General features: G+C 70.0%; 21 protein-coding genes. 9 read left to right on the top strand and 12 right to left on the bottom strand.

Annotated features, from left to right (window positions below; genetic code table 11):
- Positions 1 to 76: 76 nt before the first annotated feature.
- Both AB0K35_RS09935 and AB0K35_RS09930 read right to left on the bottom strand, forming a co-directional pair.
- On the bottom strand, positions 77 to 1,600 hold the full coding sequence (locus AB0K35_RS09935; RefSeq protein WP_238669619.1) for an SPFH domain-containing protein: 1,524 nt from the start codon (positions 1,598 to 1,600) through the stop codon (positions 77 to 79).
- A 28-nt stretch (positions 1,601 to 1,628) separates the two neighbouring features.
- Positions 1,629 to 2,168, bottom strand: coding sequence for a hypothetical protein (locus AB0K35_RS09930; RefSeq protein ID WP_238669618.1), 540 nt, complete (start codon positions 2,166 to 2,168; stop codon positions 1,629 to 1,631).
- 117 nt (positions 2,169 to 2,285) lie between these two features.
- Between AB0K35_RS09930 and AB0K35_RS09925 the strand changes: the two genes are divergently transcribed.
- Positions 2,286 to 2,765 (top strand): methylated-DNA--[protein]-cysteine S-methyltransferase, encoded by a 480-nt coding sequence (locus AB0K35_RS09925; RefSeq protein WP_363884754.1) that lies wholly within the window; start codon positions 2,286 to 2,288, stop codon positions 2,763 to 2,765.
- Positions 2,766 to 2,799: 34 nt separating this feature from the next.
- On the opposite strand, the gene AB0K35_RS09920 is transcribed toward AB0K35_RS09925, so the two are convergent.
- The 3 genes from AB0K35_RS09920 to AB0K35_RS09910 form a co-directional block, all read right to left on the bottom strand.
- Positions 2,800 to 3,435: a hypothetical protein gene (locus AB0K35_RS09920; RefSeq protein WP_363884752.1), complete on the bottom strand. Its 636-nt coding sequence runs from the start codon at positions 3,433 to 3,435 to the stop codon at positions 2,800 to 2,802.
- Between the two features lie 151 nt (positions 3,436 to 3,586).
- Positions 3,587 to 4,666: an inositol-3-phosphate synthase gene (locus tag AB0K35_RS09915; RefSeq protein WP_238669615.1), complete on the bottom strand. Its 1,080-nt coding sequence runs from the start codon at positions 4,664 to 4,666 to the stop codon at positions 3,587 to 3,589.
- A 23-nt stretch (positions 4,667 to 4,689) separates the two neighbouring features.
- Positions 4,690 to 5,331, bottom strand: coding sequence for a PadR family transcriptional regulator (locus AB0K35_RS09910; RefSeq protein WP_238669614.1), 642 nt, complete (start codon positions 5,329 to 5,331; stop codon positions 4,690 to 4,692).
- Between the two features lie 175 nt (positions 5,332 to 5,506).
- Between AB0K35_RS09910 and AB0K35_RS09905 the strand changes: the two genes are divergently transcribed.
- The 3 genes from AB0K35_RS09905 to AB0K35_RS09895 all read left to right on the top strand — a co-directional run bounded on the left by AB0K35_RS09905 (position 5,507) and on the right by AB0K35_RS09895 (position 10,717).
- Complete coding sequence (locus AB0K35_RS09905) at positions 5,507 to 5,956, top strand: DUF5318 domain-containing protein (RefSeq protein ID WP_238669613.1); 450 nt, start codon at positions 5,507 to 5,509, stop codon at positions 5,954 to 5,956.
- A gap of 197 nt (positions 5,957 to 6,153) precedes the next feature.
- The gene (locus tag AB0K35_RS09900) at positions 6,154 to 9,081 is read left to right on the top strand and encodes a transglycosylase domain-containing protein (RefSeq protein WP_363884750.1); all 2,928 of its coding nucleotides are present in this window, start codon (positions 6,154 to 6,156) and stop codon (positions 9,079 to 9,081) included.
- 127 nt (positions 9,082 to 9,208) lie between these two features.
- Positions 9,209 to 10,717 (top strand): glycosyltransferase 87 family protein, encoded by a 1,509-nt coding sequence (locus AB0K35_RS09895; protein WP_238669609.1) that lies wholly within the window; start codon positions 9,209 to 9,211, stop codon positions 10,715 to 10,717.
- 138 nt (positions 10,718 to 10,855) lie between these two features.
- Here AB0K35_RS09895 and AB0K35_RS09890 read toward each other — a convergent pair whose 3' ends face one another.
- Both AB0K35_RS09890 and AB0K35_RS09885 read right to left on the bottom strand, forming a co-directional pair.
- Positions 10,856 to 13,246, bottom strand: a complete 2,391-nt coding sequence (locus AB0K35_RS09890) for a hypothetical protein (RefSeq protein WP_363884748.1) — start codon at positions 13,244 to 13,246, stop codon at positions 10,856 to 10,858.
- On the bottom strand, positions 13,243 to 14,034 hold the full coding sequence (locus AB0K35_RS09885; protein WP_363884746.1) for a deoxyribonuclease IV: 792 nt from the start codon (positions 14,032 to 14,034) through the stop codon (positions 13,243 to 13,245). Before AB0K35_RS09885 ends, AB0K35_RS09890 begins: the two co-directional genes overlap by 4 nt.
- Positions 14,035 to 14,662: 628 nt before the next feature.
- Between AB0K35_RS09885 and rpsF the strand changes: the two genes are divergently transcribed.
- From rpsF to rplI, 4 genes are all read left to right on the top strand, one after another.
- The gene (rpsF, locus tag AB0K35_RS09880) at positions 14,663 to 14,953 is read left to right on the top strand and encodes a 30S ribosomal protein S6 (protein WP_036391391.1); all 291 of its coding nucleotides are present in this window, start codon (positions 14,663 to 14,665) and stop codon (positions 14,951 to 14,953) included.
- A gap of 80 nt (positions 14,954 to 15,033) precedes the next feature.
- Positions 15,034 to 15,570 (top strand): single-stranded DNA-binding protein, encoded by a 537-nt coding sequence (locus AB0K35_RS09875; RefSeq protein WP_181518404.1) that lies wholly within the window; start codon positions 15,034 to 15,036, stop codon positions 15,568 to 15,570.
- Positions 15,570 to 15,851, top strand: coding sequence for a 30S ribosomal protein S18 (gene rpsR / locus AB0K35_RS09870; protein ID WP_051723758.1), 282 nt, complete (start codon positions 15,570 to 15,572; stop codon positions 15,849 to 15,851). The genes AB0K35_RS09875 and rpsR overlap by 1 nt, the downstream gene beginning before the upstream one ends.
- A 14-nt stretch (positions 15,852 to 15,865) precedes the next feature.
- Complete coding sequence (rplI, locus tag AB0K35_RS09865; protein ID WP_030487689.1) at positions 15,866 to 16,312, top strand: 50S ribosomal protein L9; 447 nt, start codon at positions 15,866 to 15,868, stop codon at positions 16,310 to 16,312.
- Between the two features lie 152 nt (positions 16,313 to 16,464).
- Here rplI and AB0K35_RS09860 read toward each other — a convergent pair whose 3' ends face one another.
- On the bottom strand, positions 16,465 to 18,018 hold the full coding sequence (locus AB0K35_RS09860; RefSeq protein WP_238670052.1) for a hypothetical protein: 1,554 nt from the start codon (positions 18,016 to 18,018) through the stop codon (positions 16,465 to 16,467).
- 381 nt (positions 18,019 to 18,399) lie between these two features.
- Here AB0K35_RS09860 and dnaB point away from each other — a divergent pair, with 381 nt between their 5' ends.
- The gene (gene dnaB, locus AB0K35_RS09855) at positions 18,400 to 21,237 is read left to right on the top strand and encodes a replicative DNA helicase (protein ID WP_363884743.1); all 2,838 of its coding nucleotides are present in this window, start codon (positions 18,400 to 18,402) and stop codon (positions 21,235 to 21,237) included.
- Positions 21,238 to 21,260: 23 nt separating this feature from the next.
- Here dnaB and AB0K35_RS09850 read toward each other — a convergent pair whose 3' ends face one another.
- The 4 genes from AB0K35_RS09850 to AB0K35_RS09835 form a co-directional block, all read right to left on the bottom strand.
- Positions 21,261 to 21,938: a maleylpyruvate isomerase N-terminal domain-containing protein gene (locus AB0K35_RS09850; protein WP_363884741.1), complete on the bottom strand. Its 678-nt coding sequence runs from the start codon at positions 21,936 to 21,938 to the stop codon at positions 21,261 to 21,263.
- A 103-nt stretch (positions 21,939 to 22,041) separates the two neighbouring features.
- Positions 22,042 to 22,422, bottom strand: coding sequence for a zf-TFIIB domain-containing protein (locus AB0K35_RS09845; protein ID WP_238670049.1), 381 nt, complete (start codon positions 22,420 to 22,422; stop codon positions 22,042 to 22,044).
- A 22-nt stretch (positions 22,423 to 22,444) separates the two neighbouring features.
- A complete protein-coding gene (locus AB0K35_RS09840; protein WP_363884739.1) occupies positions 22,445 to 23,077 on the bottom strand; it encodes a phosphoribosyltransferase in 633 nt (210 codons plus the stop codon).
- Between the two features lie 41 nt (positions 23,078 to 23,118).
- On the bottom strand, positions 23,119 to 24,468 hold the full coding sequence (locus AB0K35_RS09835) for a glycosyltransferase family 87 protein (protein WP_363884737.1): 1,350 nt from the start codon (positions 24,466 to 24,468) through the stop codon (positions 23,119 to 23,121).
- Positions 24,469 to 24,498: the final 30 nt, after the last annotated feature.

Genomic DNA, 24,498 nt, shown 5'->3' with positions numbered 1-24,498 from the left:
GTGCCGGCGGGCGCCGGCCGTTCGTGGGTCATCCGGTGCCGGCCAGATCCCTGACTTGTCGGCCGGTTTGTCTGGCTCAGCGCGAAACGGTACTGCCGTCCACAGTGTCGACCCCGGTGGTCGGCGCGGTGGCGTCGGTGCGTCCAGCACCGAGCCGTGCCAGCAGGCCGGGCAGGTCGATCCCGGTGAGGTCGCTGCCGAGCTGGAGGCCCTGGGCCACGTTGCCGGCCACCGACTTCGTGAGCGACGACGCGCCGTCGGTGGAGATGACCGTCATCTTGTCGATCGCCCCGATCGGCGCGCTGGCCGCCTCGACGACCTGCGGCAGCACCTTGACCAGCAGGTCCAGTACGGCCGCCTCTCCGTACGCGGCGAACGCCTCGGCCTTGCGCGCCATCGCGTCGGCCTCGGCCTCACCCTTGGCGAGGATGGCCGCGGCCTCGGCCTGACCTTCCCGCTCCACCGCCTCGGCGATGGCGGAACGCCGCCGCTGCTCGGCCTCACCCTCCTTGGCGCCTTCGATGGCGTTGGCCTCGGCGAGCGCGGCACGTCGGGCCCGCTCACCCTCACCGGTGAGGCGGGCCTGCTCGGCGGAGGCCTGCGCGGCGGCGATGACCGACTGGCGCTGCGCGTCGGCGTGCAGCACCGCCGCGTTGCGGGACGCCTCGGCCTCCTGCTCCACCTTGTACCGGGCCGCGTCGGCCGGCTTGCGAACCTCGGTGTCGAGCTGGCGCTGCTTGAGTTCGGCGTTCCGCTCGGCCACCTTCTGCTGTTCGGAGAGGATCGCCTGGTCCCGCTCGGCCTGGGCGAGCGGTCCGGCCGCTGCGGACTTCGCCTTCGCCGCGTCGATCTCGGCCTGGATGCCGGCCTGCTTGAGGGCCAGGTTGCGGTTCGCCTCGGCGATGGCCTCCTCGGCCAGCAGTCGCTCCTGCTCGGCCTGCTGCCGGGCCCGGGCCTCGGCGATCGCCGCGTCCTTGAGCACCCGGGCGGCCTCGGGTCGGCCCAGGTCCTGGAGGTAGGAGCCTTCGGCGAGGATGTCCTGGAGTTGGAAGGTGTCCAACACCAGACCCTGGTTGGTCATCGAGTGCTCGGCTTCCTCGGCGACCGCGCTGGCGAACGCCGCCCGGTCCCGGATGACCTCCTCGACGGTGAGCCGGCCGACGATCGAGCGCAGCGCGCCGGCCAGCACCTCCCGGGTGAAGTTGTCGATCTCGTCCTGCTGGTGCAGGAACCGTTGGGCGGCGGCCCGGATCGCGTCCTCGGTGCCGCCGACCTTGACGATCGCCACCCCGTGCAGGTCGGCGCGGATGCCCTGCTTGCTCACGGCGCCTCGGATGCCGACGTCGATCCGCCGGCTGGACAGGTCGAGCGACTGGAGCTTCTGCACCACCGGCAACACGAACACCGAGGCGCCCAGCACGACCTTCTGACCGGAGTTGTCGGTGGACCGCCCGCCGTCGGCGGTCTGGGTGGTGCGGCCCTTGCGACCGGTGACGATGAACGCCTCGTTCGGGCCGGCCACCTTGATCCGGGAGAGCACGAAGAGCACCAGGATGAGCGCGAGGAGGACCGCGCCACCGATGGCGATGAGTAGGGCCATATGAGGAGTCCCGTCTATGAGGGGGAGGTCAGTAGGTCTCTACGTGCACGCTGGTCTCACTGAGCGCCTGCACGACGAAGACCTGTGCGCCGATCGGGATCGGCTGGTCCGCGCGGGCGCTGAGCTTGACCGGTTGGCCGGCGAGGCGGATGCGAACCTCGCCGTACCCGTTGGCCGGCACCGGGGTGACGACCAGGCCGAGCGCGCCGACCAGGTCGTCGCGGGTGGGGGTGGGGTCGGTGCGCATGTTCCGCGCCGCCCGGCTCAGCCGGGACGCCAACCAGCCGGTGGGCACGGCTGCGAGCACGCCGCCGGCCGCCGCCCCGACGACCATGCCGGGGGTACGCGCACCGAGCAGCTCGTTGACGATGGCCGCGCCGAACCCGAAAGCCCCGGCGAAGCCGGCGACCGTCTCGACCGAGATCGGCCCGTCCACGTCGGCGTGCCCGAACTGGAGCAGCTCGGTGCCGAGCAGGGCGAGCGCGAGCACACCGATGCCCGCCCCGCCGATGATCAGAAAGATGAGCGTCCCGGTTGCCACGACCTTGACGGTATCGACGCCGCGCAACGCTGAACGGCCTGGCAGGGCCCCAAGATGATCTATCGACGCCGGGTCGGGAGTGGCGCTCAGCCCGACGTTGGCGGCCGGGCCGGCGAGAGAGCCCGCGTCGGGGAGAATAGGTGGATGCGCTGGACTGTGCTCGACTCACCGATCGGTGAGTTCTCCGTCGCCACCGACGGCACGAGCGTCCGCGGTGCCCATTTCGGCCGGTTCGAGGCTGCCACCATCGACCCCGACGACGCGCTGTCCCGGCAGGCCGTCGACGAGCTGCGGGCGTACTTCGCCGGTGAGCTGACCGCGTTCACCGTCCCGGTGTCGGTGCCGCGCGGCTCCGACTTCGAGCGCGCCGTGTGGCGGGAGATGACGCGGATCCCGTACGGGGAGACGCTGACGTATGGCGAGGTGGCGCGCCTGGTCGGCGATCCCGGAGCGGCACGGGCGGTGGGCGTGGCCTGCAACCGCAACCCGGTCCCGGTGCTCGTGCCCTGTCACCGGATCGTCGGCGCGGGCGGCAAGCTGGTCGGCTTCGGTGGGGGCCTGCCGCGCAAGGTCACGTTGTTGGAGTTGGAGGCCGGGGTCGCGCTGCGACACGCCTGGTCCTGAGCCGTTCCCCTGCGGACGTCCGCTTTGATGGGCCCTATGACCCGGCCCTGGGCGACCCTTCCGGTCCGGCGGCCGGTGAGGTCCGAACGGGCCACGACGGATCGACCGGGGTCTGCGGCCGGAAGAACTCGTTGGCGGGTGGCAGGGCAAGCAGGACCAGCGCGACGAGTATCGCCACCGGAGCGCCCAGGCCCAGGGTGAGCAGCAGCGGCTCCAGCCACTCCGGCATGCCGTCCCGTGCCATCGCGGTGATCCGGTCCATGTTCTCGGCCGAGTAGATGGAATAGAGCGGCCGCGGCGACCGGGCGGCCCCGACGGTGGCGCAGCAGGCGAGGACGGGCGCCGAGGCCCAGGCGGCGATCCGTGCGCCGTTCACGCCCACGACGTTGGCTGCGGCCAGCGTGAGGAGCCCGATCGCCAGCACCGCGGTCAACAGGTCAGCCGCCAGATCGGCGGTGCTGCCCAGAGCGGCGAAGGCCACGCCGTCCGTTGGCTCGAAGGACCTGGCGGCAGTGTGGAAGAAGTCCTGGTGCCAGTAGTTCAGTGGCAGTGCGGCCAGTTGCGCGACGGCGGCCAGGGCCAGCAGCAGGCAGGCCAGCGTGACGATGCGCGGCCGAGGACGTCGGACCGGGTGCGGGAGTGTCACTGTGGTGCCGGTACGGGAGGCCATGTCTCGATTATCGATAGCCTCACTGTCACCTGTGGTCCCGGAAACGGTGGCGCTGATCACGGGCAGCTCTCGTACCCGCAGAAGCCGACCCACGGGCAAGGGCCGGGTCCATGCGGACCCGGCCCTTGTACGTGCTTGGCGATTCAGCGCGTCAGCGCGTGACCTCACCGGCGATGAACTCCTCGACGGCCTGGTGGGCGTCGTGGTCGGCGTACTGCACCGGCGGGGACTTCATGAAGTACGACGAGGCCGACAGGATCGGGCCGCCGATCTTCCGGTCCAGGGCGATCTTCGCGGCCCGGACCGCGTCGATGATGACGCCTGCCGAGTTCGGAGAGTCCCACACCTCGAGCTTGAGCTCGGCGTTGAGGGGGGTGTCACCGAACGAGCGGCCCTCCAGGCGGATGTACGCCCACTTGCGGTCGTCCAGCCACGGCACGTGGTCCGACGGGCCGATGTGCACGTCGCTCTTGCTCATCTCGTGCGGGATCTGCGAGGTGACCGACTGGGTCTTCGAGATCTTCTTCGAGACCAGCCGCTTGCGCTCCAGCATGTTCATGAAGTCCATGTTGCCGCCGAAGTTGAGCTGGTACGTGCGCAGCAGCTCGACGCCGCGGTCCTCGAAGAGCTTCGCGAGGGCACGGTGCACGATGGTGGCGCCGACCTGGCTCTTGATGTCGTCACCGACGATCGGCAGGCCCGCGTCGGTGAACTTCTGGGCCCACTCCGGGTCGGAGGCGATGAAGACCGGCAGGGCGTTGACGAACGCGCAGCCGGCGTCGATCGCGGCCTGGGCGTAGAACTTGGCGGCCTGCTCGGAGCCGACCGGCAGGTAGCAGACGACGACGTCGACCTGCGCGTCGCGCAGCGCCTGCGCCACGTCGACCGGGGTGGCGTCCGACTCCTCGACGATCTCGCGGTAGTACTGGCCCAGACCGTCGAAGGTCGGACCGCGCTGCACGCTGACGCCGGTCGGCGGCACGTCGCAGAGCTTGATGGTGTTGTTCTCGCTGGCGACGATCGCCTCCGCGAGGTCCATGCCCACCTTCTTGGCGTCCACGTCGAATGCCGCGACGAACTCCACGGCGTTGACGTGGTAGTCGCCGAAGGCGACGTGCATGAGACCCGGGACGCGGTCGTTCGGGTTGGCGTTCCGGTAGTACTCGACGCCCTGAACCAGGGACGAGGCGCAGTTACCCACACCGACGATGGCGACGCGGACGGAGCCCATAGCGTCTGCCTCCTTCTTTTCTGTCACGGCCGCTCATTCCTGGTCTCTCCAGGCGGAGGCGGGCTGTTGTCTTCTCGTCGGCCGCCGGCTGTCCCGATGTTGTTCGGGACCGTCGGGGCTCGGCCGGAGCGCTCGTTGGCGATGAGCTCCTCCAGCCAGCGGACCTCGCGCTCACAGGCATCAAGGCCGTGGCGCTGCAGTTCCAGGGTGTAAGCGTCGAGGCGCTCGGCCGCCCGGCCCAGCACGTCACGAAGCCCTTCGCGACGCTCCTCGATCTTGCGGCGGCGACCCTCCAGAATGCGCAGTCGGGTCGCCTGGTCGGTCCGGGCGAAGAACGCGAAGTGCACCCCGAAGCCCGTGTCGTCGTACGTCTCGGGCCCGGCCTGTGCGATCAGCTGGGCGAAGCGTTCCTTGCCTTCCGCGGTGATTTTGTAGACCACCCGACCTCGTCGGCTGGTCAGCGCGGGAACCTCCTCGGCAGTGGCGGGTGTCTCAGCAGCTTCGGTGATCCATCCCGCCGCCTGAAGCCTGCGTAGCGTGGGATAGAGCGAGCCGTAGCTGATCGCCGCCCGGATCGCGCCGAGTTTGGCGGTCAGCTCCTTGCGCAGCTCATAGCCGTGCATCGGAGACTCCTGCAGGAGGCCGAGGATGGCGAACTCAAGCACTGGCCACCCTCTCTTTACCCTCCGGCGTGGAGCGGTAACCGCCGCGATGTATCGGACCGATACATCGCACGTTAGCGGGTCGTGCCGGCCAGGGCAAACCCCCGTTCCGAGATGCCCTCGTCACGGATTGTGAGCGTGGTCGCCTGGTCGGGCCGGACCGCGTACCCTTCTCCGCATGCGTACGCAGCGCCAGGTCGTCGACTACTCGCTTCAGAAGCGAGCAGTGCTGCGTGAGCTCCTGGCCGGCCGAGTCGGCACGTACGACGTCTGCGACGCGTCGCCGTACCTGAAGAACGCCGCTCGGTTCCATGGCGAGCCGACCGACCGGCGCTGCCCGATCTGCCGCAGCGAAAACCTGACCCTCGTCCACTACATTTACGGTGACGAACTCAAGCAGTCCGCCGGGCAGGCCCGGACACTGGCCGAACTGCCGGTGCTGGCGATGACGCTGCGTGAGTTCCAGGTCTTCGTGGTGGAGGTGTGCCTCGGTTGTGACTGGAACCATCTCGTCGAGCAGTACCTGCTCGGCCGGGACGGGCTGACCGGCGACAGCGACGGCACCAACGAGCAGGACGCGGCGGGCGCCGAAGGTGCCGGCCGGCGGAGGCGAGAGGCGCAACGGTGATCTCAGCTGGTTGTACCGGCCCCGGGGCCGTAGGCGAAACCCGGGACGGTCGACCGCTTGTTGGTCCGATTAGCCCGATTGATACGGCAATGACCCTGGTCGGCTGGCACCCCCGTGCCGGCGTCCCGGGTGAAGCAACTCACGGCAACCCGGTGGCGGCGCAGCCGCGCCCCACCGCGACCGGCAGGGTGTGAGGAATGAACTCGTACGGCGATCCCAGTTCTGCGCGCGGACGGACCCAGCACTCGGGTCCAGACGGTGACCCTGGGCCGGGCGCGGACGACGCGTACCGCCGACCCGGCGGTGATTCCGGCGGAAGCGGTTGGTCAGCCTCGGACCGAGGCACGGCAACCCCAGGGCGGGCCTCGGTGACGCCGCGGGCTGCCGGTGGTCGCGCCAGTGTCGGCGGTTCCGCCTCGGTGCCGCCGCGTGGCAGCGCGGCCGCCGGATCCGCCTCGGTGGGTTCGGCAGCGAGCGGCCGGGCCGGTCGAGCCTCGGTGCCGGTGTCCCCGGCACCGGGTGTGGCCGCTGGCCGCGCTGGCGCCGGTCGGGCCTCGGTGCCCGTCTCTCCGGCGCCGGGCGCGCCGGCAGGTCGGGCCGCGGTCGGTGCCGCCGCCGTCGGTGCGGCCTCGGTCGGCACCGCGTCGGCGGGTCGGGCCAGCGTCGGTTCCGCATCGGTCGGTGGTCGTGCGGCGGTCGCCCGGGCGAGCGTCTCACCCGTCTCCGGTGGGCCGGGCGGCCCGGGGGGTCCCGGTGGGCCGGGCGGTCCGGGTGGTCCCGGTCGGGGCGGCCGTGGTCCGGGTGACTCGGGCGCCGCGGCGCGTGCGAAGAAGCGCAAGCGGATGAACCTGCTGATCGCCGGGTTCGCCGTCTTCATCATGCTCGCCGGCATCGGCGTGGTCGGGTTCACCTACTACTCGACGAACGTGGTGCTTCCGGACGAGATCACTCCGCCGCAGGCGACGACCCTGTACGCCTTCGACAACAAGACGATCATCGCCAAGGTGGGCGATCAGAACCGGACCCTGGTCACCATCGACCAGATTCCGGAGTACGTGCAGAACGCGGTGGCCGCGGCCGAGGACCGGAACTTCTACCGGCACTCCGGTGTGGACTACAAGGGCATCGCCCGCGCCGGCTGGAACAACCTCTCCGGCGGTGACAAGCAGGGTGCCTCCACCATCACCCAGCAGTACGCGCGCAACGCCTACGACAACCTGAAGGACGACACGTACGCCCGGAAGGTGAAGGAGGCGATCCTCGCCTCCAAGCTGAACGACGAGTACACGAAGCCAGAGATCATGCAGCACTACCTCAACGTGATCTACTTCGGCCGGGGCGCCTACGGCATCGAAGCGGCGGCGCAGACCTACTTCGGCAAGTCGGTGACCAAGCTCAATCCGGCCGAGGGTGCCGTCCTCGCGGCTCTGATCAAGCAGCCCGAACCCAGCTCCACCCACCAGGGATACGACCCGGCGATCAACCCGACCGCGGCCCAGGAGCGCTGGACCTACGTGATCGATGGCATGGTCAAGGAGGGCTGGCTCGGTGTGCCCGGCAAGGAGCCGCGGCCTGCTGAGTACCCGCTGAAGAGCATCAAGTCCCCGAAGAAGGGCGGCATCGGCGTCGACTTCGGCGTCGACACGCCATACGGCAACGTCATCAACTACGTCCGTGAGGAGATGCGGGACAAGGGCATCTGCGTCGACCAGAAGGAGCAGGTGACTGACGCCAAGCCGCTGTGTTCCCAGGCGCTGATGGCCGGCGGTTACCGGATCCGCACCACCATCGACACCAGGATGCAGGCGGCGGCGGTCGAGACGGCCCAGCGCAAGTCCAAGGGCTCCGAGTTGTCCGGCCAAAAGGCGAACCTGATGGCTGCGGTGGTCGCGATCGACCCCAAGACCGGCCGGGTCGTCGCCTACTACGGCGGTGACAACGGCACCGGCACCGACTATGCCGGCAAGAACACCGACTCCACCGGGGCGATCAGCGGCGGCCACTCACCCGGCTCAAGCTTCAAGATCTACACCCTCGCGGCCGCGCTCAAGGAGAAGAAGTCGCTCGAGTCTCGGTGGAAGGGCAAGGCCTTCAAGCCGACAGGCACCTTCAAGGTCAGCAATGCCGGCACCGACAACCCCTCCTGTGGCAACTCCTGCACGCTGCGGGTGTCCACGCTCAAGTCCCTGAACGTGCCGTTCTACTACGTCACCGAGGAGATCGGCGCGGCCAAGGTCCTCGACATGGCCAAGCAGGCCGGTGTCACCACCATGTGGCGCACGGACACCGTCCCGGCGAAGGCCTACGACCTGACCAAGACCGACACCAAGGACATCACCCCGGAGCCGTTCTTCAACGTGGTCGGCTACGGCCAGTACCCGATCACGGTGCTGGACCACGCCAACGGCGTCGCCACCTTCGCCAACGGGGGTGTCTACAACAAGGCGCACTTCCTCTACTCGGTCGAGAAGCAGAACCCGAACACCGGCAAGTGGGACAAGGTTTCCAGCGAGAAGCTCGACTCGAAGCGGAGAATCGACAAGAACGTCGTCGACGACGTGACGTCGGTGCTGAAGGACTACCCGGCGGCTGTCAACCACCGGCTCGACGACGGCCGCAAGGCCGCCTCCAAGACCGGCACCTGGGAACTCAAGGGCGACAGCGAGGACAACGGCGACGCCTGGATGATCGGCTACACGCCGCAGTTGGCGACTGCGGTCTGGGTGGGCAACGTGGGGGCACGGAAGCCACTCATCCTCAAGGACGGCCGCACCAAGGTCAGCGGTGGCAACCTCCCGGGTGACATCTGGGAGAGGTTCATGAACGAGGCGCTGAAGGGCAAGGAAAAGGTCGATTTCCCGCCAGCGGCGAACATCGGTGATCCGGATTCCGGAAACGGTGAAGCCCCGCCACCGCCATCGCCACCGCCCAACCCGGGGGGTCAGCCCGGCCAGGGCGCTCCCTGTAACCCGCTGATCGATCTGTTCTGCAACCCCGGGGGCAACAACCCCGGCGGCAACCCTGGGGGCAATCCCGGCGGTAATCCTGGGGGCAATCCTGGCGGCGGCGGAACAGGTGGCGGCGGTGGCGGGCTGCTACCCAGCCTGCCACCGAACCGGGACTGACCCGCACCAACGCACGACGCCGCCGCCGGCCGGACGAGTTGTCCCGGCCGGCGGCGGCGTTTTCGTGCCCGGGAACTCCGCGCCGGGACGGGACGGGCACCCCTGTCGTACGGCAGGATGCCTCTTCATGAGCACCCAGTCGACGCCCGGCATCGACGACGCCGGAACCACTGATCACCCGTCCCGCTCCGACGGGTTCGTCCGCGGCATCTCCAGCGTCATCGGCGGCCCGCTGGGCGACCACGCGACAGCGCTGGACCGGCCGGCCGGTCGGGAGCGTCGCTTCTGGACTGCCGTGCGGATCGTGCTGGCGTTGGCGTGCCTCACGCTCGCCCTGCACTGGGTGCAGAAATCGCCCTGCCAGGACGGCGCCTGGCAGAACAACGTCCAGTACACCCGGTTCTGCTACACCGACGTCCTTGCCCTCTACTACGCCGAAGGGCTCAACGAGGGCAAGGTGCCCTACCGTGACCACCCGGTCGAGTACCCGGTGTTGACCGGGTACTTCATGGGGGCGCTGGGCCTGCCGGTGCACGCCATCGGCGACGGCGACCCGAGCATCAACCAGGGTCAGTGGTTCTACAACCTCAACGCGCTGGTGCTGGGCGCGCTCGCGGTGGCCACTGTGGCGGTGATCCTGGCGTTGCGCCGCCGACGACCCTGGGACGCGGCGATGTTCGCACTCGCCCCGGCGTTGGTGCTCACCGCCACCGTCAACTGGGACCTGCTCGCCATCGGGCTGGCCGCCTTCGGCCTGCTGGCCTGGGCCCGAAAACGACCGGCGGTGGCCGGCGTACTGCTCGGGTTGGCCGGCGCGGCGAAGCTCTGGCCGCTCTTCCTGCTCGGGCCGATCCTCATCCTGGCGCTACGGGCCGACCGGGTTCGTGCCGCGCTCATCGCCATCGGGACGGCTATCGCGGCAGTGGTGCTGGTGAACCTGCCGGCCGCCCGCGCGTACCCGGAGAACTGGGACCGTTTCTTCGAGCTGAACACCACCCGGCCGATCGACTGGGGCACGCTCTGGTACATCGGGCGCTACCTGGACGGCAAGGTCGGCAACGACCCCGCCAAGCTCGGCCCGTTCGAGTGGCTCAACGCCAACATCCCGACCCTCAACACCGTCTCGTACGCACTGTTCGGGCTGGCCTGCCTCGGTATCGCCGTGCTGGCGCTGCGGGCGCCGCGCCGACCGCGGCTGGGTCAGCTCGCCTTCCTGGTGGTGGCGGCGTTCCTCATCTTCAGCAAGGTCTGGTCGCAGCAGTTCGTGCTCTGGCTGCTTCCGCTGGTCGTGCTGGCCCGGCCGAAGTGGGGCGCGTTCCTGGCCTGGCAGATCGCCGAGGTCTGCTACTTCGTCGCCTTCTACGGGGAACTGCTCGGCGCGGCAACCAGCAAGCCGGTCTTCCCGGAGGGGGTGTTCGTGCTGGCCTCGACGCTGCGACTGGCCACTGTGGTGGTGCTCTGCGTGTTCGTCGTCAAGGAGATCCTGCACCCCGAGCAGGACGCGGTGCGGGCCACCTACCCGGACGACCCGGACGGTGGCGTCCTCGACGGCGCCCCGGACGCCCCCTGGATAGACCGCTGGCGCCGCAGAGAGACAACCAGCGAATCCCAACCCGAGCCCGTCGCAACCACCTGACCCAAGGCCGACCGCGGCCTGGACCAGCAGGGTTTTCGGGGGAGCCCGCCCGGCGCAGGGATCAAGCCTGACCGCCGGAGCCGGGTGGGCTCCCCCGAAACCCGCCTCAGCGAGCAGTCGCGACGAGCCGCCAGAGCTTCAGAGGCGGAACACCACGGCGTCTCCGACCTCCTGCCGGCTGATGCCGAGCGACTCGACCGGCGCGTCGATGGTGATCTCCCAGGGCGTGCCGGTCACCTGGCCGCGCAGCAGCACCACGGTGCGGACGCCGAGCGTGCGCAGGTAGTCGATGCTGGTCTGGTCCGGGAACGACTGGCTCACCCGACGGACGTCGTCGAGCTGGCGCGGCGTGAAGCCGCTACCGCCGTTGACGACGTCGGGGAACCCGCTGGTCGACCAGAGCATCACGTGCTGGTCCAGGCTCTGACTGCTGGGCAGCACCAGCATCGGCCCCTCCGCCGAACGCATCGCCGCCGGCTGGGTCGGCACCACCGGATGTGGCGTGGTGTTCAGGCCCTCGACGGTGACCAGCAGCAACGGCAGCAGGGTGGCCGTCCGCAGCCACGGCCCCGGCCACGACGGGATTCGTTGCGCCGTCAGCTCGCGGACCCGGTCGGTGAGGGCGGTGACCGCGCCCGCCGCGAGCAGGCCGAGCAACAACGTGGTCCAGAGCATCAACCGTCCGGGGGTACGCAGCGCACTCCAGCCCGGCAGATGCTCGAAGAGGGGCACGTAGGTGAAGGTCCCGTCGAAGAAGCGGGTGCCCATCGCGAAGGCCATGGTCACCAGCACCCCGGCGAGCAGCAGCAGTCGGTGCCGCAGCCGCCACACCGAGAAGAGCAACCCGCCCGCGGCGAGCGCGTAGAGCACGAAGCCCGGCAGCAGGGTCATCTCCGGGTGCCACGGCAGCGCTTCCCGGGCACCCTCGTGCAGCCCACCCCAGATCCGCGACTCCCCGGGCGCCGTCACGAAGCCCGACGCCGGCGGCGAGAAGAGGCTGATGTCGCCGATGGTGCGCTCGGCGTACGGGTGCAGCTCGGTCACCTTGAAGAACGGGAACGCCATCAGCAGACCGACACCGGCGAACAACACCCCGCCGAGCACGTCGGCGGCGAACAACCGGCGACCGAACGGCACGGCCTGCCCGGTGCGCAGCCGCCGTGCGAAGAACAGGACGGCAGTGACCAGCACCGCGCCGGCCAGGAAGTACGCGAATGGCAGCCCGATGCCGAAGCCGAGGCTGAGTTGCCAGGCCGCCACCAGCCAACCCGCGTAGACCCATCCGTCATGCCGGCGCTCCGGCCGGTAGCCGTGACGCAGCGACCACCCGTGCCCGCGCGCCAACATCGCCAGCGCCAGCGGAATGCCCCCGTTGGAGAGCACGTGCAGGTGCCCGGCCTGGGCCAGCAGCCACGGCGCGTAGGTGTAGCTCACGCCCGCGACCGCCGCACCGATCCGGCCGGCCCCGAGCTGTCGGGCCAGCGCGTACGCCCCGAGCGTGGCGAGCGCGTGCGCCAGCACGAACATGATGTTGTAGCGCAGCACGGCGTCCTCGGGACCGCTGCCGAGCATCCCGGCCGGGGCGTACCCGAGCAGCGTGTCGGAGAACGCGAAGCTCCACAGCTCGGGGAAGAACGTGTTCGACTGCCACAGCCGCGCCGGCTCCGCCAGCAGGATGTGCCCGGACCAGGCCATCTGCCAGGCTTGCAGGCTCGGGTCCCAGTAGTCCTGCGGAAGGGTGTAGCGCGGATAGCGCAGCGTCGGCCAGGTCATCAACACGGCCAGTGCCAACGCGCCGAGGGCGGCCAGGGTCCACTCGTGGATCAGGAACCGCCCGACCGCCCGGCCCGCCCGACTGAAGATGGAGGGCCGTGGCTCCGGGGCGGAGGCGAACGCCTCCCAACGCTCCGGGCCGGCCGGCTTCGCCTCGCTGTCAGCCTTGTCCGTACCGTCGGCGCCGTCCGCCTTCGCGCCCTTGGCCGGGTCGCTGTCGTCGGCCGCTTTGCTGTCCTTGGCCGTTTTGCTGTCCTTGGTCGCGCCGCTGTCCTTGGTCGCGCCGCTGTCCTTGGTCGCGCCGCTGTCCTTGGTCGCGCCATCCACAGTGCCGCTGTCCTTGGCCAGGTCGCTGTCCTTGGATGCGCCGGTGCCCTCGGCAGTGCTGGCGCTGACCGCGGTGCCGCCCTCGGCGGCAACCTGCTCGGCCGTGGCGTTCCGCTTGGTCGTGGCGTTCCGCTTGGTCGTGGTGCTCTGCATGGCCGCGGCGTCCTGCCTGTCGCCGGGGCGCGTCGCGTCCCTGGCGGGACCGCTCGTCGTGGGGTCGGCCTTGGGATCGCCGTCCGGGGTGGTTCCGGTCGCTGCGCCGTCGCCAGTTGGCGGCTGGGTAGCCGTGGTCCCGGCGGGGGCCTTGTCGGAGGTCCGAGCCGGTTGGGTGGGGGTGCCGGCTGCGGCCGTGGTGGCGGGTTGACTCTCGGCGGCCGCGCCGGTGGAGGTGGGCCGGGCGTTGCCGGTCCCGGGCTGTCCGCTCGTCATGCCGCCGAGCTCTCCGCTCCGAGCTGTTCACGCAGAAAGTCGATGTCGGCGGCCTGGCCGGTCACACCGCCCGGTGTCTCGACGACCACCGGCGCGCCGGCCGCCCGGATCACCGCCACCACCAGTTCCGGGTCGATCGTCCCGCCGTCCAGGTTGTCGTGACGGTCCTGGCCGGAGTTGAAGGCGCCCTTGGAGTTGTTGGCGTGCACCAGGTCGATCCGCCCGGTGATCGCCTTGACCCGGTCGACCACGCCGAGCAGTTCCTCGCCGCCCGCGTGTGCGTGGCAGGTGTCCAGGCAGAAGCCGACCTCGTAGTCACCGATGGCGTCCCAGAGTCGGGCGAGCGCGTCCAGCCGTCGGGCACAGGCGTTGTCGCCGCCAGCGGTGTTCTCGATCAGGACCGGTACGCCGAAGCCGCCGGAGTCCGCCGCGTACGCGAAGGTCTTGCGCCAGTTGTCGAAGCCGACGGCCAGGTCGTCGCCGGCGTTGACGTGCCCACCGTGGACGATCAGGCCCTTGGCGCCGATGGCGGCGGCGGCGTTGGCGTGCCCGAGCAGGAGCTTGCGGCTCGGGATCCGGATGCGGTTGTTGAGCGTGGCCACGTTGATGACGTAGGGCGCGTGCACGTAGAGGTCGACCTCGGCCTCGCGCAGCCGCTGGGCATCTTCGCGAGGCTTGGGCGCCTTCCAACCCTGTGGGTCGGCGAGGAAGAACTGCACGGTCTCGGCGGACCGGGCGGCCGCCTCCGCCAGCGGGTCGGTCGAGTCGACGTGGGCTCCGATACGCATGCGAGCGAGCCTACGTCGAGCCCCCGACCGGCGGAGCGACGGCCGGGGCGGTGTCGCGTCACCGGAGGGACCGACGGTCGTTGATGGGTGTGAACCGGCGATCAGCATCCCGGTGCCGCCAGCGGCGCGAGCGTCGCACACGGCGACCGGCGGTCGACGGCCGACAGCGAGGTCACCCCCGCGGCGCGGCCCGGCGCAGCGGGGGCGACCCCATCGCACACGGATACCGAGCGACCACGAATCTCGGAAAATTGTGCTTTTCCCCCCGACAAGGTACGAGTGCTGTTGTATCGTCAGATAACAACACGATAAAGCTCCGCGGGGCGTCTTCGGTCCAACCTCATCGGTGTGGTCGTTCCTCCCCAGGTCCCACCCAAGGAATGCGGACCGGACGCCCCGCGGCCTCGTAGACGGGGGCCCACCACCGACCAGTTGACGGTCGGACGGTGGGCCCCCGTCGGCACGTCCGGGCGCGGACCCGACCACCCCGGGCATGATCGTTGGGACCGGGTATCCTGGTCAGGTTGTCCGCGTCCGGCCGGGTTCCCTCGGCGCGTGCGGGCAGCGACACAAGACCTCCTGCCACGGAAGGACCGTGGCCGCTTAGCCCACAGGAGGTGAGCACGTCTTGCGTCACTACGAACTAATGGTCATCCTCGACTCCAGCCTCGAGGAGCGCACCGTCGCACCGTCGCTCGACACGTACCTGAACGTGATTCGGACCGCGGGTGGCTCGGTTGAGAAGACCGACGTGTGGGGCCGCAGGCGCCTCGCGTACGAGATCAACAAAAAGGCCGAAGGCATCTACGCCGTCATCGACCTGCAGGCTACGCCTGCTGCGGTGGCCGAGCTGGACCGTCAGCTCCGGCTCAACGAGTCCGTGCTGCGCACCAAGGTCATCCGACCGGAAATGCGCTAGAGCATCCAACCCCGGTTCGTCCGGATCAGCCTCCGCGACTCTGTCGTACGGCTCTGCGAGCCTGTACGACGAGACGCTGAGTGCGCGAGGAGATGGTCATGGCAGGAGACACCACCATCACGGTCATCGGCAATCTGACCGATGACCCCGAGTTGCGGTTCACCCCCTCCGGGGCTGCGGTCGCCAAGTTCCGAGTCGCTTCGACGCCGCGTTTCATGGACAAGGCGTCGAACGAATGGAAGGACGGCGAGCCGCTGTTCCTCGCATGCACCGTGTGGCGGCAGGCCGCCGAGCACGTCGCCGAGTCGCTGCAGCGTGGCGCCCGGGTGATCGTGTCGGGCCGGCTGCGTCAGCGGTCGTACGAGACCCGCGAGGGTGAGAAGCGCACTGTCATCGAGCTTGAGGTCGACGAGATCGGCCCGTCGCTGCGCTACGCCACGGCGAAGGTGCAGAAGATGTCCCGCTCCGGCGGCGGTGGCGGCGGCTTCGGTGGCGGCGGTGGCGGTGGCAACCAGGGTGGCGGCGGAGGAAACTTCGACGACCCCTGGGCTTCAGCTGCACCCTCTCCCGCGCGTGCCGGTTCGGGCGCCAATTTTGACGAGGAGCCACCGTTCTAATGGCGCCTAGCGCTCGCGATCGCAAACCAGGAGCACGTGCAACGGCCAAGGCTGCGGCACTGCGCAAGCCGAAGAAGAAGGTGAACCCGCTCGACAAGGACGGGATCGCCTACATCGATTACAAGGACACCGCGCTGCTGCGCAAGTTCATCTCCGATCGCGGCAAGATCCGCGCTCGTCGGGTGACCGGCGTGACCTCGCAGCAGCAGCGGCAGATCGCCCGTGCGGTCAAGAACGCCCGTGAGATGGCGCTCCTGCCGTACACGGCCACCACCCGCTGAGAGGAGGCACCGATATGAAGATCATCCTGACTCAGGAAGTGTCCGGCCTCGGTGCCCCGGGCGACATCGTCGAGGTCAAGAACGGCTACGGCCGTAACTACCTGCTGCCGCAGGGCTTCGCGATCGTCTGGACCAAGGGCGCGGAAAAGCAGGTCACGGTCATCAAGCGGGCCCGTGGGGCCCGCGAGATCCGCGACCTCGACCACGCCAACGAGGTCAAGGCTCAGCTCGAGGGTCTCAAGGTCAACCTGAAGGTCCGCGCCGGCGACGGCGGACGGCTCTTCGGCTCGGTCACTCCGGCCGAGATCGTCGACGCCGTCAAGGCCGCCAGCGGCCCGGTCCTCGATCGTCGCCGGCTGGAGGTGCCCGGTCACATCAAGTCGATCGGCGCCTACCCGGTGAAGATCAAGCTGCACCCCGAGGTGACAGCGTCGTTCAACCTGAACGTCGTTCAGGGCTGACGTCCGCAACACCACCACGAGGGCCCGCACCGAGCGATCGGTGCGGGCCCTCGTGCGTACGTGGTCCGACCCGGCACCGCCCGGGCCCGCCGACGGGTACGCGTCGTCCACACCCTCGGTGAAGCTGCCCCCCGACCGCGACAAAACCGCGGTCACCCGATGGGCTGGCCCGTCACCGCGCTGATCAGCACAGTGGAGAGGCCACCGCCCACCACCGCGGCGGCAACAGCGATGGTCGCCGAGCGCCACGTCGTACCCACCCGCCGCAGTAGCGCCGCCACCACCAAACTGCTCACCAGAGCCAAACCGAAGCGCGGCGAACCGGCCACCAGTGACTCCAGCGCGCGCGACCGGGCGGACTCACACCCGCCACCGCTGATGTCGGTCACACAACCAGCCGGCGCCTGGCTGTCCAACGTCAACAGCCAAACGAAGATCAGCATCGCCGGCACCAGGTAACAGGCCGCCGTGTACAGCAGAGGCCGGACGGACCCACCCGGATCCGGATCCAGCAGGTCGTCCTCCAGACGCCTCGCCCAGGCACCCGTGGCCGCCGACTCGACCCGCCGACGTACCGACGCCGTTCCCACCGCCGGCCCCTCCGCCCGACGCCGCGGCGTACCCGCACGCGGCGCGCCAGTACGCGGCGCAGGAGCGCTGCGCGGCCGTGGGGCGGTGTATCCCACCACCGGAGACCGCGGCGCCGACGTCGTCGGATCCATCCAACGCGGGTCGTCATCAGCCAACCGAGTGCCGGACCAGAACCCGTCTTCCCGACTCGGCCATCCCTCGGCCGCCACCGAGCGATCGGAGCGCGGCGCCAGCGTACGGTCCCACTGGTCGTCCTCGATCGCGGACCGCTCCCACTGGCCGGTGCGGTCCGACCGTTCCCAGCCACCGACGCTCTCCACCGCCGACCACTGCCCGCTCAGATCCCCGCCGTCCGCGCCGGCCGTCGGCGGCCACGCGTGCACGCCAGAGGCGTCCCACGGGTCCACAGCAGGCGGGTACGACGGTTCGGGCTCCACCGCCTGGTCCGATCCGCGGGCCCACGGGTCGGCCGCCGGACGGGACCAGGACTCCTCCGCCGCACGGCGGCTACGCCGGCTGGGACGGCTCGGCTCCTGCTCCGGCACCTGCTCGCCAGGAGTTGACTCGGGCTCGCCGCCCGACCAGATCACCTGCGGACGGCCAACGGGCGCGCGGCGGGGCCGCCGGTCCGAAACAGAGCCAGAGACCGGCTCGTCCTCCCCGGCGTCGGCGCGTCGACGGCCGGCGTACCCCTGGTCCTGCGGCCGGTCGAGCGTCCACTCGCGGGTGTGGTCCGAGTCTGGCGCCGGGCCGATCGCTGCCTGCTCCCGTCGGCGCGGCTCGCTGCCGCGCCGCCGACCACTCGACGACTCGGCAGACCGTCGGCCTGCCCCCGAGACCGGCCGCTCGGGCTCGTCCTCGTCGTCGTCCGGTGCCGCGTGCCGGCCACCGCCGTCCGCGTGCCGGACCCCTGACTCCAGCGCCCACCGGGGCAGGTAGGCGTCGACAGGCTCGTCCTGGCCGCGGTCCAGGGCACGCCGCCGGCTCGAGGTGCGGTAGCGCCCGTCCTCGTCGTAGGGATCAACCGGAACAGACGCCGCGCGGTCACCCCACGAGGCGGTTGGCTGGCGCTCGCGCGGGCTGCCATCGCCGCGTCCCCAGTCCCGGTAATTCACGGCCGGAGTGTGACCCTTCTGAACCGAAAGCGGAATCCGCTGTCCAGGTGTAGCCGTTCGCTGGAGATAGTACGGGACGATCGTGTCACAGGCCCGACCGAAATATTCTCCTCCACAGGCTGGGGAGCATGTCTTCGCAGGTCAACGACTTATGGCCGAGAATTCCCCAATGGTTATCCACAGGCTGTGCACACGCTGCGCACATGCTGTCCACCGGGATCCACAGGTTGTCCCGAGGCTCGTCCACCGGCGTTGTTGAGTGTCTGACCTCGGGGTCCGTATGGTTGGCCCTCGACCGCCGGCGATGGCCCCCGATCGACCGGCCCGGTCGGAGGAGAAGTGTCGTACCCCAGCGATAGAGCTGGGGTTGGAACCGGTGCAGTGGAGGGGGGACCCGTGTCGGTCACCGACGACATGCGGGCAGAGCCACGCTCCGGCGGAGGCCAGCCACCCGCGCAGCGCGACGGCCAGTTCGACAAGACCCCGCCCCAGGACGTCGCGGCCGAGCAGTGCGTCCTCGGCGGCATGCTGCTCTCCAAGGACGCCATCGCCGACGTCGTCGAGATCCTCAAGACCAACGACTTCTACCGGCCGGTGCACGCCACCATCTTCGACATCATCCTCGACATCTACGGCCGGGGTGAGCCGGCCGACTCGATCACTGTCGCGGCGGCGCTCGCCGACTCCGGGGACCTGGTACGCATCGGTGGCGCGCCGTACCTGCACACGCTCATCGCCAGCGTGCCCACCGCCGCCAACGCGGCGTACTACGCCCGCATCGTCAGCGAGCGGGCCGTGCTGCGCCGACTGGTCGAGGCCGGCACGAAGATCGTGCAGCTGGGCTACGGCACCGCCAGCGGCGGCAGCCGCGACGTGGACGACGTCGTCGACCTCGCCCAGCAGGCCGTGTACGACGTCACCGAGCGGCGGGTCAGCGAGGACTTCGCGATCCTGGCCGACATGTTGCAGCCGACCCTGGACGAGATCGAGGCGGTGGGGGCCACCGGCGGCATGATGACCGGCGTGCCGACCGGCTTCAGCGACCTGGACCGACTGCTCAACGGCCTGCACGCCGGGCAGTTGATCATCGTGGCCGGCAGGCCGGGTTTGGGCAAGGCGCTCGCGCTCGACACCCCACTGCCGACCCCGGATGGCTGGACCACGATGGGCGAGGTCAAGGCGGGCGATCGGCTACTGGCCGCGGACGGCTCTCCGACCCTTGTCACACACGCCTTCGACGTGATGCGCGACCGCCCCTGCTACGAGGTCGAGTTCTCGGACGGCACCGTCATCGTGGCGGACGCGGAGCACCTGTGGAAGACGACCACGCGGGCGGCCCGGCGGCAGGAACCGGCGCGGCAGAGGCGGCACTGGCCCGAATCGTCGCTGGCCAACGTGCGTGCGGCACATCAGCGGCTGAGCTCGCTGGGGAACCAGCCGATCACGCTCTTCGACACGATTGAGCAGGTTGGGCCGGAGTTCCGGCATGTCCTGCACACCGTCGCCCGTGAGGTCGGGTCGGTTGGCCGGATCAGCCGTCCCATTGTCCGCAACGGCAAGCCACAGAACTGGACTGCACCGGGCTACCCCGCCGGTCCGCTTCTGGGCACGCTTCTTCAACGAGCCGAGCGGGAGGTCAATGCCGGCAGCCGGGCCGACCACGACGGCGTTGTCACCACCGCCCAGATCGCGGCCACGCTACGTACTGGCACCGCCCAGCGACGGCTCAACCATGCCGTACGGAATTGCGCTCCCATCCAACTCCCGGACCGTGAGCTGCTGGTTCCGCCCTACACCTTGGGAACATGGCTCGGTGACGGGCACAGCGGCGCCAGCCGCTTCACCACGGCAGATCCGGAGATGGTCGCGCACGTCGAGGCGGACGGCTTCGTCGTGCGGCCCAGCGGGCCGATGGTCTACACCATTCTTCCGCAGCCCACTTCCGCCGCTCCGGGGAACGGTGTCTGCGTGGACTGTGGCGGTTCCACCAGGGCATTGCGTGAGAATCCAGCGACGAGGAAGTGTGCCGACTGCCGTCACCGGAATGGTTCCTTCCTTGGGTTGCTGCGTCAGATCGGGGTAGCGGGGAACAAGCACATCCCGGGCGTCTATCTGCGCGCCTCGGAGGCTCAGCGCAGGGCGTTGCTCGCTGGGCTGATGGACACCGATGGGACCGTCGCCCCCTCCGGCAACCTGCAGTACACGTCGACTTCGAAGCGGCTGGCTGATGACGTACGCGAACTCGTCGTCAGCCTCGGCTACCGCTGCACGGTCAACGCGAAGCCGGTGCGGGGCCGCACCCCCGAGTCGTCGATCGCGTACACGCTGAACTTCTCCACCCCGGATGTCATCTTCCGGCTCAGGCGGAAACAGGATGCGCACGCCGAACGCCGCCGCACCACCTCCGACGTTCGAACCACCTCGCGGTTCATCGTCGATGTTCGGCCGGTCCCCAGCGTTCCTGTGCGGTGCGTGACAGTCGACAACGACGAACACCTGTACCTGGCCAGTCGGGCGATGATCCCTACCCACAACAGCACGGCTAGCATGGACTTTGCCAGAAATGCCGCTATTCGTGCCAATCAGGCGGCAGCCATCTTCTCGCTGGAAATGAGCAAGGTCGAGATCGTCATGCGGCTGCTCTCCGCCGAGGCGCGGGTGCCACTGCACGTGCTGCGCAGCGGTCAGCTCTCCGACGACGACTGGACCAAGCTGGCCCGGTGCATGGGTGAGATCAGCGAGGCGCCGCTCTTCGTCGACGACACGCCGAGCATGAACCTGATGGAGATCCGGGCCAAGGCTCGGCGGCTCAAGCAGCGGCACGACCTCAAGATGATCGTGGTCGACTATCTCCAGCTGATGACCTCACCGAAGCGCACCGAGAGTCGTCAGCAGGAGGTCGCGGACCTGTCCCGTGGCCTCAAGCTGTTGGCCAAGGAGGTCGAGTGCCCGGTGATCGCGGTCAGCCAGCTGAACCGTGGCCCCGAGCAGCGCACCGACAAGAGACCTCAGCTGTCCGATCTGCGTGAATCAGGCTCAATTGAGCAAGATGCCGACGTTGTCATCCTTCTGCATCGCGACGACTACTACGACAAGGAGTCGCCGCGGGCCGGGGAGGCGGATTTTATTGTTGCCAAGCATCGAAATGGACCCACCGACACCGTGACCGTCGCGGCCCAGCTGCACCTGTCCCGCTTCGTCGACATGGCCATCGGCTGACCGACGCGGCAACCCGTCGCCGGTCAGCCGAGCAGTGGGAACCAGCCCGCCGACTCACCCAGTTCCAGCCGGTCCCGGTCGGTCAGCGGTACGCGCCCGGTGGCCTTCAGCAGGAAGTCGTTGTCGTCCCAGGCGCTGGGTCGAACGGTGTCGTCGCTGAGCAGGCCGTCCATTGTCGCCACCGCGACGCGTACCGCCAGTGGGCCGGGCGGCGGCGCGTCGGGCAGTTCCAGCGTCAGGTCCAGGTGGTGGACCGCGGCCTCGGTGGTCAGGGTGGCGAGGAAGTCCGGCACGCGTAGCACGTGTCCCTGGGTGGTCACGTACCCCTCGGGGTTGGCTGACGCGGCGGCGCGGACCGCCGCCGGGGCGGTGTCCAGCCAGAGCGCGACGATCCCGGTCGGGCGGTCGAAGGCGGCAGCCGATCGGCGGACCCACCAGGCGTGCCGGGCGGCCTTGTCGTCGCTGCCGGGAAAGTCACGCCAGTAGCTCACGTCGTCGACGTCGGCGGGACCGTCGACGGGGCTGGCCAGTGCGACGAGTGCCCGCTGGGCGTCGCCGAGCACGTGCAGGAGCAGGTCGGCGATGAGCCAGCCCCGGCAGCGGGTGGCTCGTTGCAGGCCGGCATCGTCCAGGCGACCGACCACCGCGGTGATGCCGTCGTACGCCTGGGCCAGCGCCTCGTCCGGTTGGATCGCGGTCATGCGATTCAGCCTCGCATGAAGCATCGCGCCCGCCAACGATCAATGGCCCGGATGGTGTGCCCGGGCCGACGCGTGATCGACCCGGGCGGGAGGTCGGCCTGGATCAGCCGAACATCTCGTCGAGGAAGCCCTTGCGCTTCTTCTGCCGGTAGTGACCGTGGTAGCCGTGGTGCTGCTGCTGGTGGCCGTAGGCCGGCTGCGGCGGGTAGCCGTGGGCGGGCGGGGGCGGCGGCGGGACGGCGCCGTAACCGGGCTGGTGTGGCGGGGGCGGCGGGGGCGGGTAGCCGGCCGGCTGCTGCGCGGGCTGCCCTGGCGCGCCGCCGGTCTGTTGGCGGCTCCAGTTGGCCTCCGCCTCGAACAGCTTCTCCAGCTCGCCGCGGTCCAGGAAGATGCCTCGGCACTCCCCGCACTGGTCGATGACGACGCCGCTGCGCTCGTACTGGCGCATTTCTCCGTGACACTTGGGACAGGTGAGGCTACTCATCGCCCGACGGTACCTGGTGGACCTATGCAGTTGCTGTGAGCGCCTCGGTGACTTCTTCGTCGGACACCTCGTGGAAATCGTCGTAGTAGACGCTGACCGCGCCGAAGTCCGCCGGGCGTTGCGCGCAGATGACCTGGTCGGCCTCGGCGGCGAGCAGTTCGTACGCCTCCTGCGCCCCGACCGGGACCGCCACCACGACGCGGTGTGCGCCGAGTTGACGGACGACCTCGACGGCGACGCGGGCGGTTGCGCCGGTGGCGAGGCCGTCGTCGACGATCACGGCTGTCCGCCCGGTGAGGTCCAGCTGTGGGCGGTCGCCCCGGTAGAGCCGTTCCCGGCGCTCCAGTTCGGCCTGCTCCCGATGGCGGACCTCGGCGATGTCGTCGCTGCTGAGTCTGCTGGCCACCGCGTCGTTGAGCACCTGGACACCGCCCGGCCCGAGTGCGCCGAAGGCGACCTCCCGGGCCCACGGCATGCCGAGCTTGCGGACGACCAGTACGTCCAGTGGTGCGCCGAGGCGTTCGGCGACGATCCGGGCGACCGGCACGCCGCCACGGACGAGGCCCAGGACGACGACGCCCGGTTCGCCGATGAGCGCGGTGAGCCGTTCGGAGAGCACCCGGCCGGCGTCGGCCCGGTCGCGGTACGTGGTCATGTGTTCAGGTTTACGCCCTGACGCGCTGTTCCGCTCGGAAGTTACGCCGAAGTGGTCCGACCGGACCTCTTATCGGCAATCGCGGCGGTCGGTGTGTCGCCCGGGCGGTGCAGGGCGGGAGCCCAGGTCAGCAGGGCCAGCGGGTACAGCAGGTAGCCGAAGCGGGTCGAGGGCATCAGGGCGATGGCGGCCAGCAGCCCGTACCCGCAGATCAGCGCGGTGGCGACGGCGGTGCGGGGCGGGCGGCGGGCGAGCCGGACGGCGATGGCCACTCCAGCGGCGACCAGCAGCCCGGCGGCGATCAGCCGGCCGGCGGGTAGCGCGTTGGCGATCAGGTAGCCGGGGAACGGGGACTGCGCGGGGCTGGTGACCAGCCCGTGGCCGAGGGGGAAGCGCAGCACGTTCTCGGTGAGGGCGTCGCGGTCAACCAGCAGCGCCGGCACTAGTGCGGCGATGGGCAGTCCGATCGCGCCGACGGCGACTCGGGTTCCGGAGCGTCGGGTCAGGCCCCAGACGATCAGGACGAGGGCGACCGGCCAGGCGAACAGCTTCAGCGCGCCGGCGAGTCCGACCGCGAGGCCGGCCCGGCCGGGTCGCTCGGCGGCGGCGAACGCAAGGGCCAGCAGGCAGAGCGCGAGTACGGGTAGGTCGTCGCCGCCGGTGGCGAGGGTGAGGGCGCAGATCGGCAGTACGGTGGCGGCCTGCACGCCGCGCAGCACTGCGGCGTCCCGGCGGCGGGTCGTGGCAATGGTGGCCTGGCCGGTGGTGGCCGGTGTTCTGCGCAGGGCGGCCACTGCCACTGCGAGCGCCAGCGCGGTGCCCACCGCGAACCAGACCCGGGAGTCGGTCCACCAGGTGTCGAGCAGTGCTCTGGGCAGGCCGAACATCGCCATGCCGGGCTGGTACGGGGTGTAGCCCATCAGTTGCTCGCCGGGTGGGAGGGCGGCGATGGCGTCGGGTCCGAGGTAGGGCGTGCCGTGTTCCAGGAGGCGGGTGCCGGCCTGCTCCACGACCAGCACCTCCTCCTGGGCCCGGTCGGTGCGCCCGCCGGCCCGGTCGATGCTCTGCCAGGCCAGGGGCAGCAGTGTGGTGGTGGCCCAGGCGAGACCGGTGACCGTCCAGCGGGCCGGCAGGCCGGTCAGCCGGGAGGTTGGAGAGCGTCGACGCAGCAGAAGTTGGGCGATCACCGTCAGCGTTGCGAGCAGGTAGCCGACGGCGGCGACCGCGCCCCAGGCGCGGTGCGGCAGCAGGGTGGACGTGACGGCGGTGATCGCGGCGAAGGTGGCCGACACGGCGTAGAGGCCCAGGTCGAGGGCGAGTCCGTCGGCGGCGTTGTCGAGCGTGCGCCAGTGCCAGCGACTGCGGTGGGCGGTCGGGTCGTCGACGATCACGCGCGACAGTCTGGCAGACCGGGCTGCCCG

Source organism: Micromonospora sp. NPDC053740, from assembly GCF_040677775.1.
In the GTDB taxonomy this organism is placed as follows: Bacteria; Actinomycetota; Actinomycetes; order Mycobacteriales; family Micromonosporaceae; genus Micromonospora; species Micromonospora alfalfae.
This window is presented reverse-complemented; position numbering and strand designations above follow the sequence as displayed.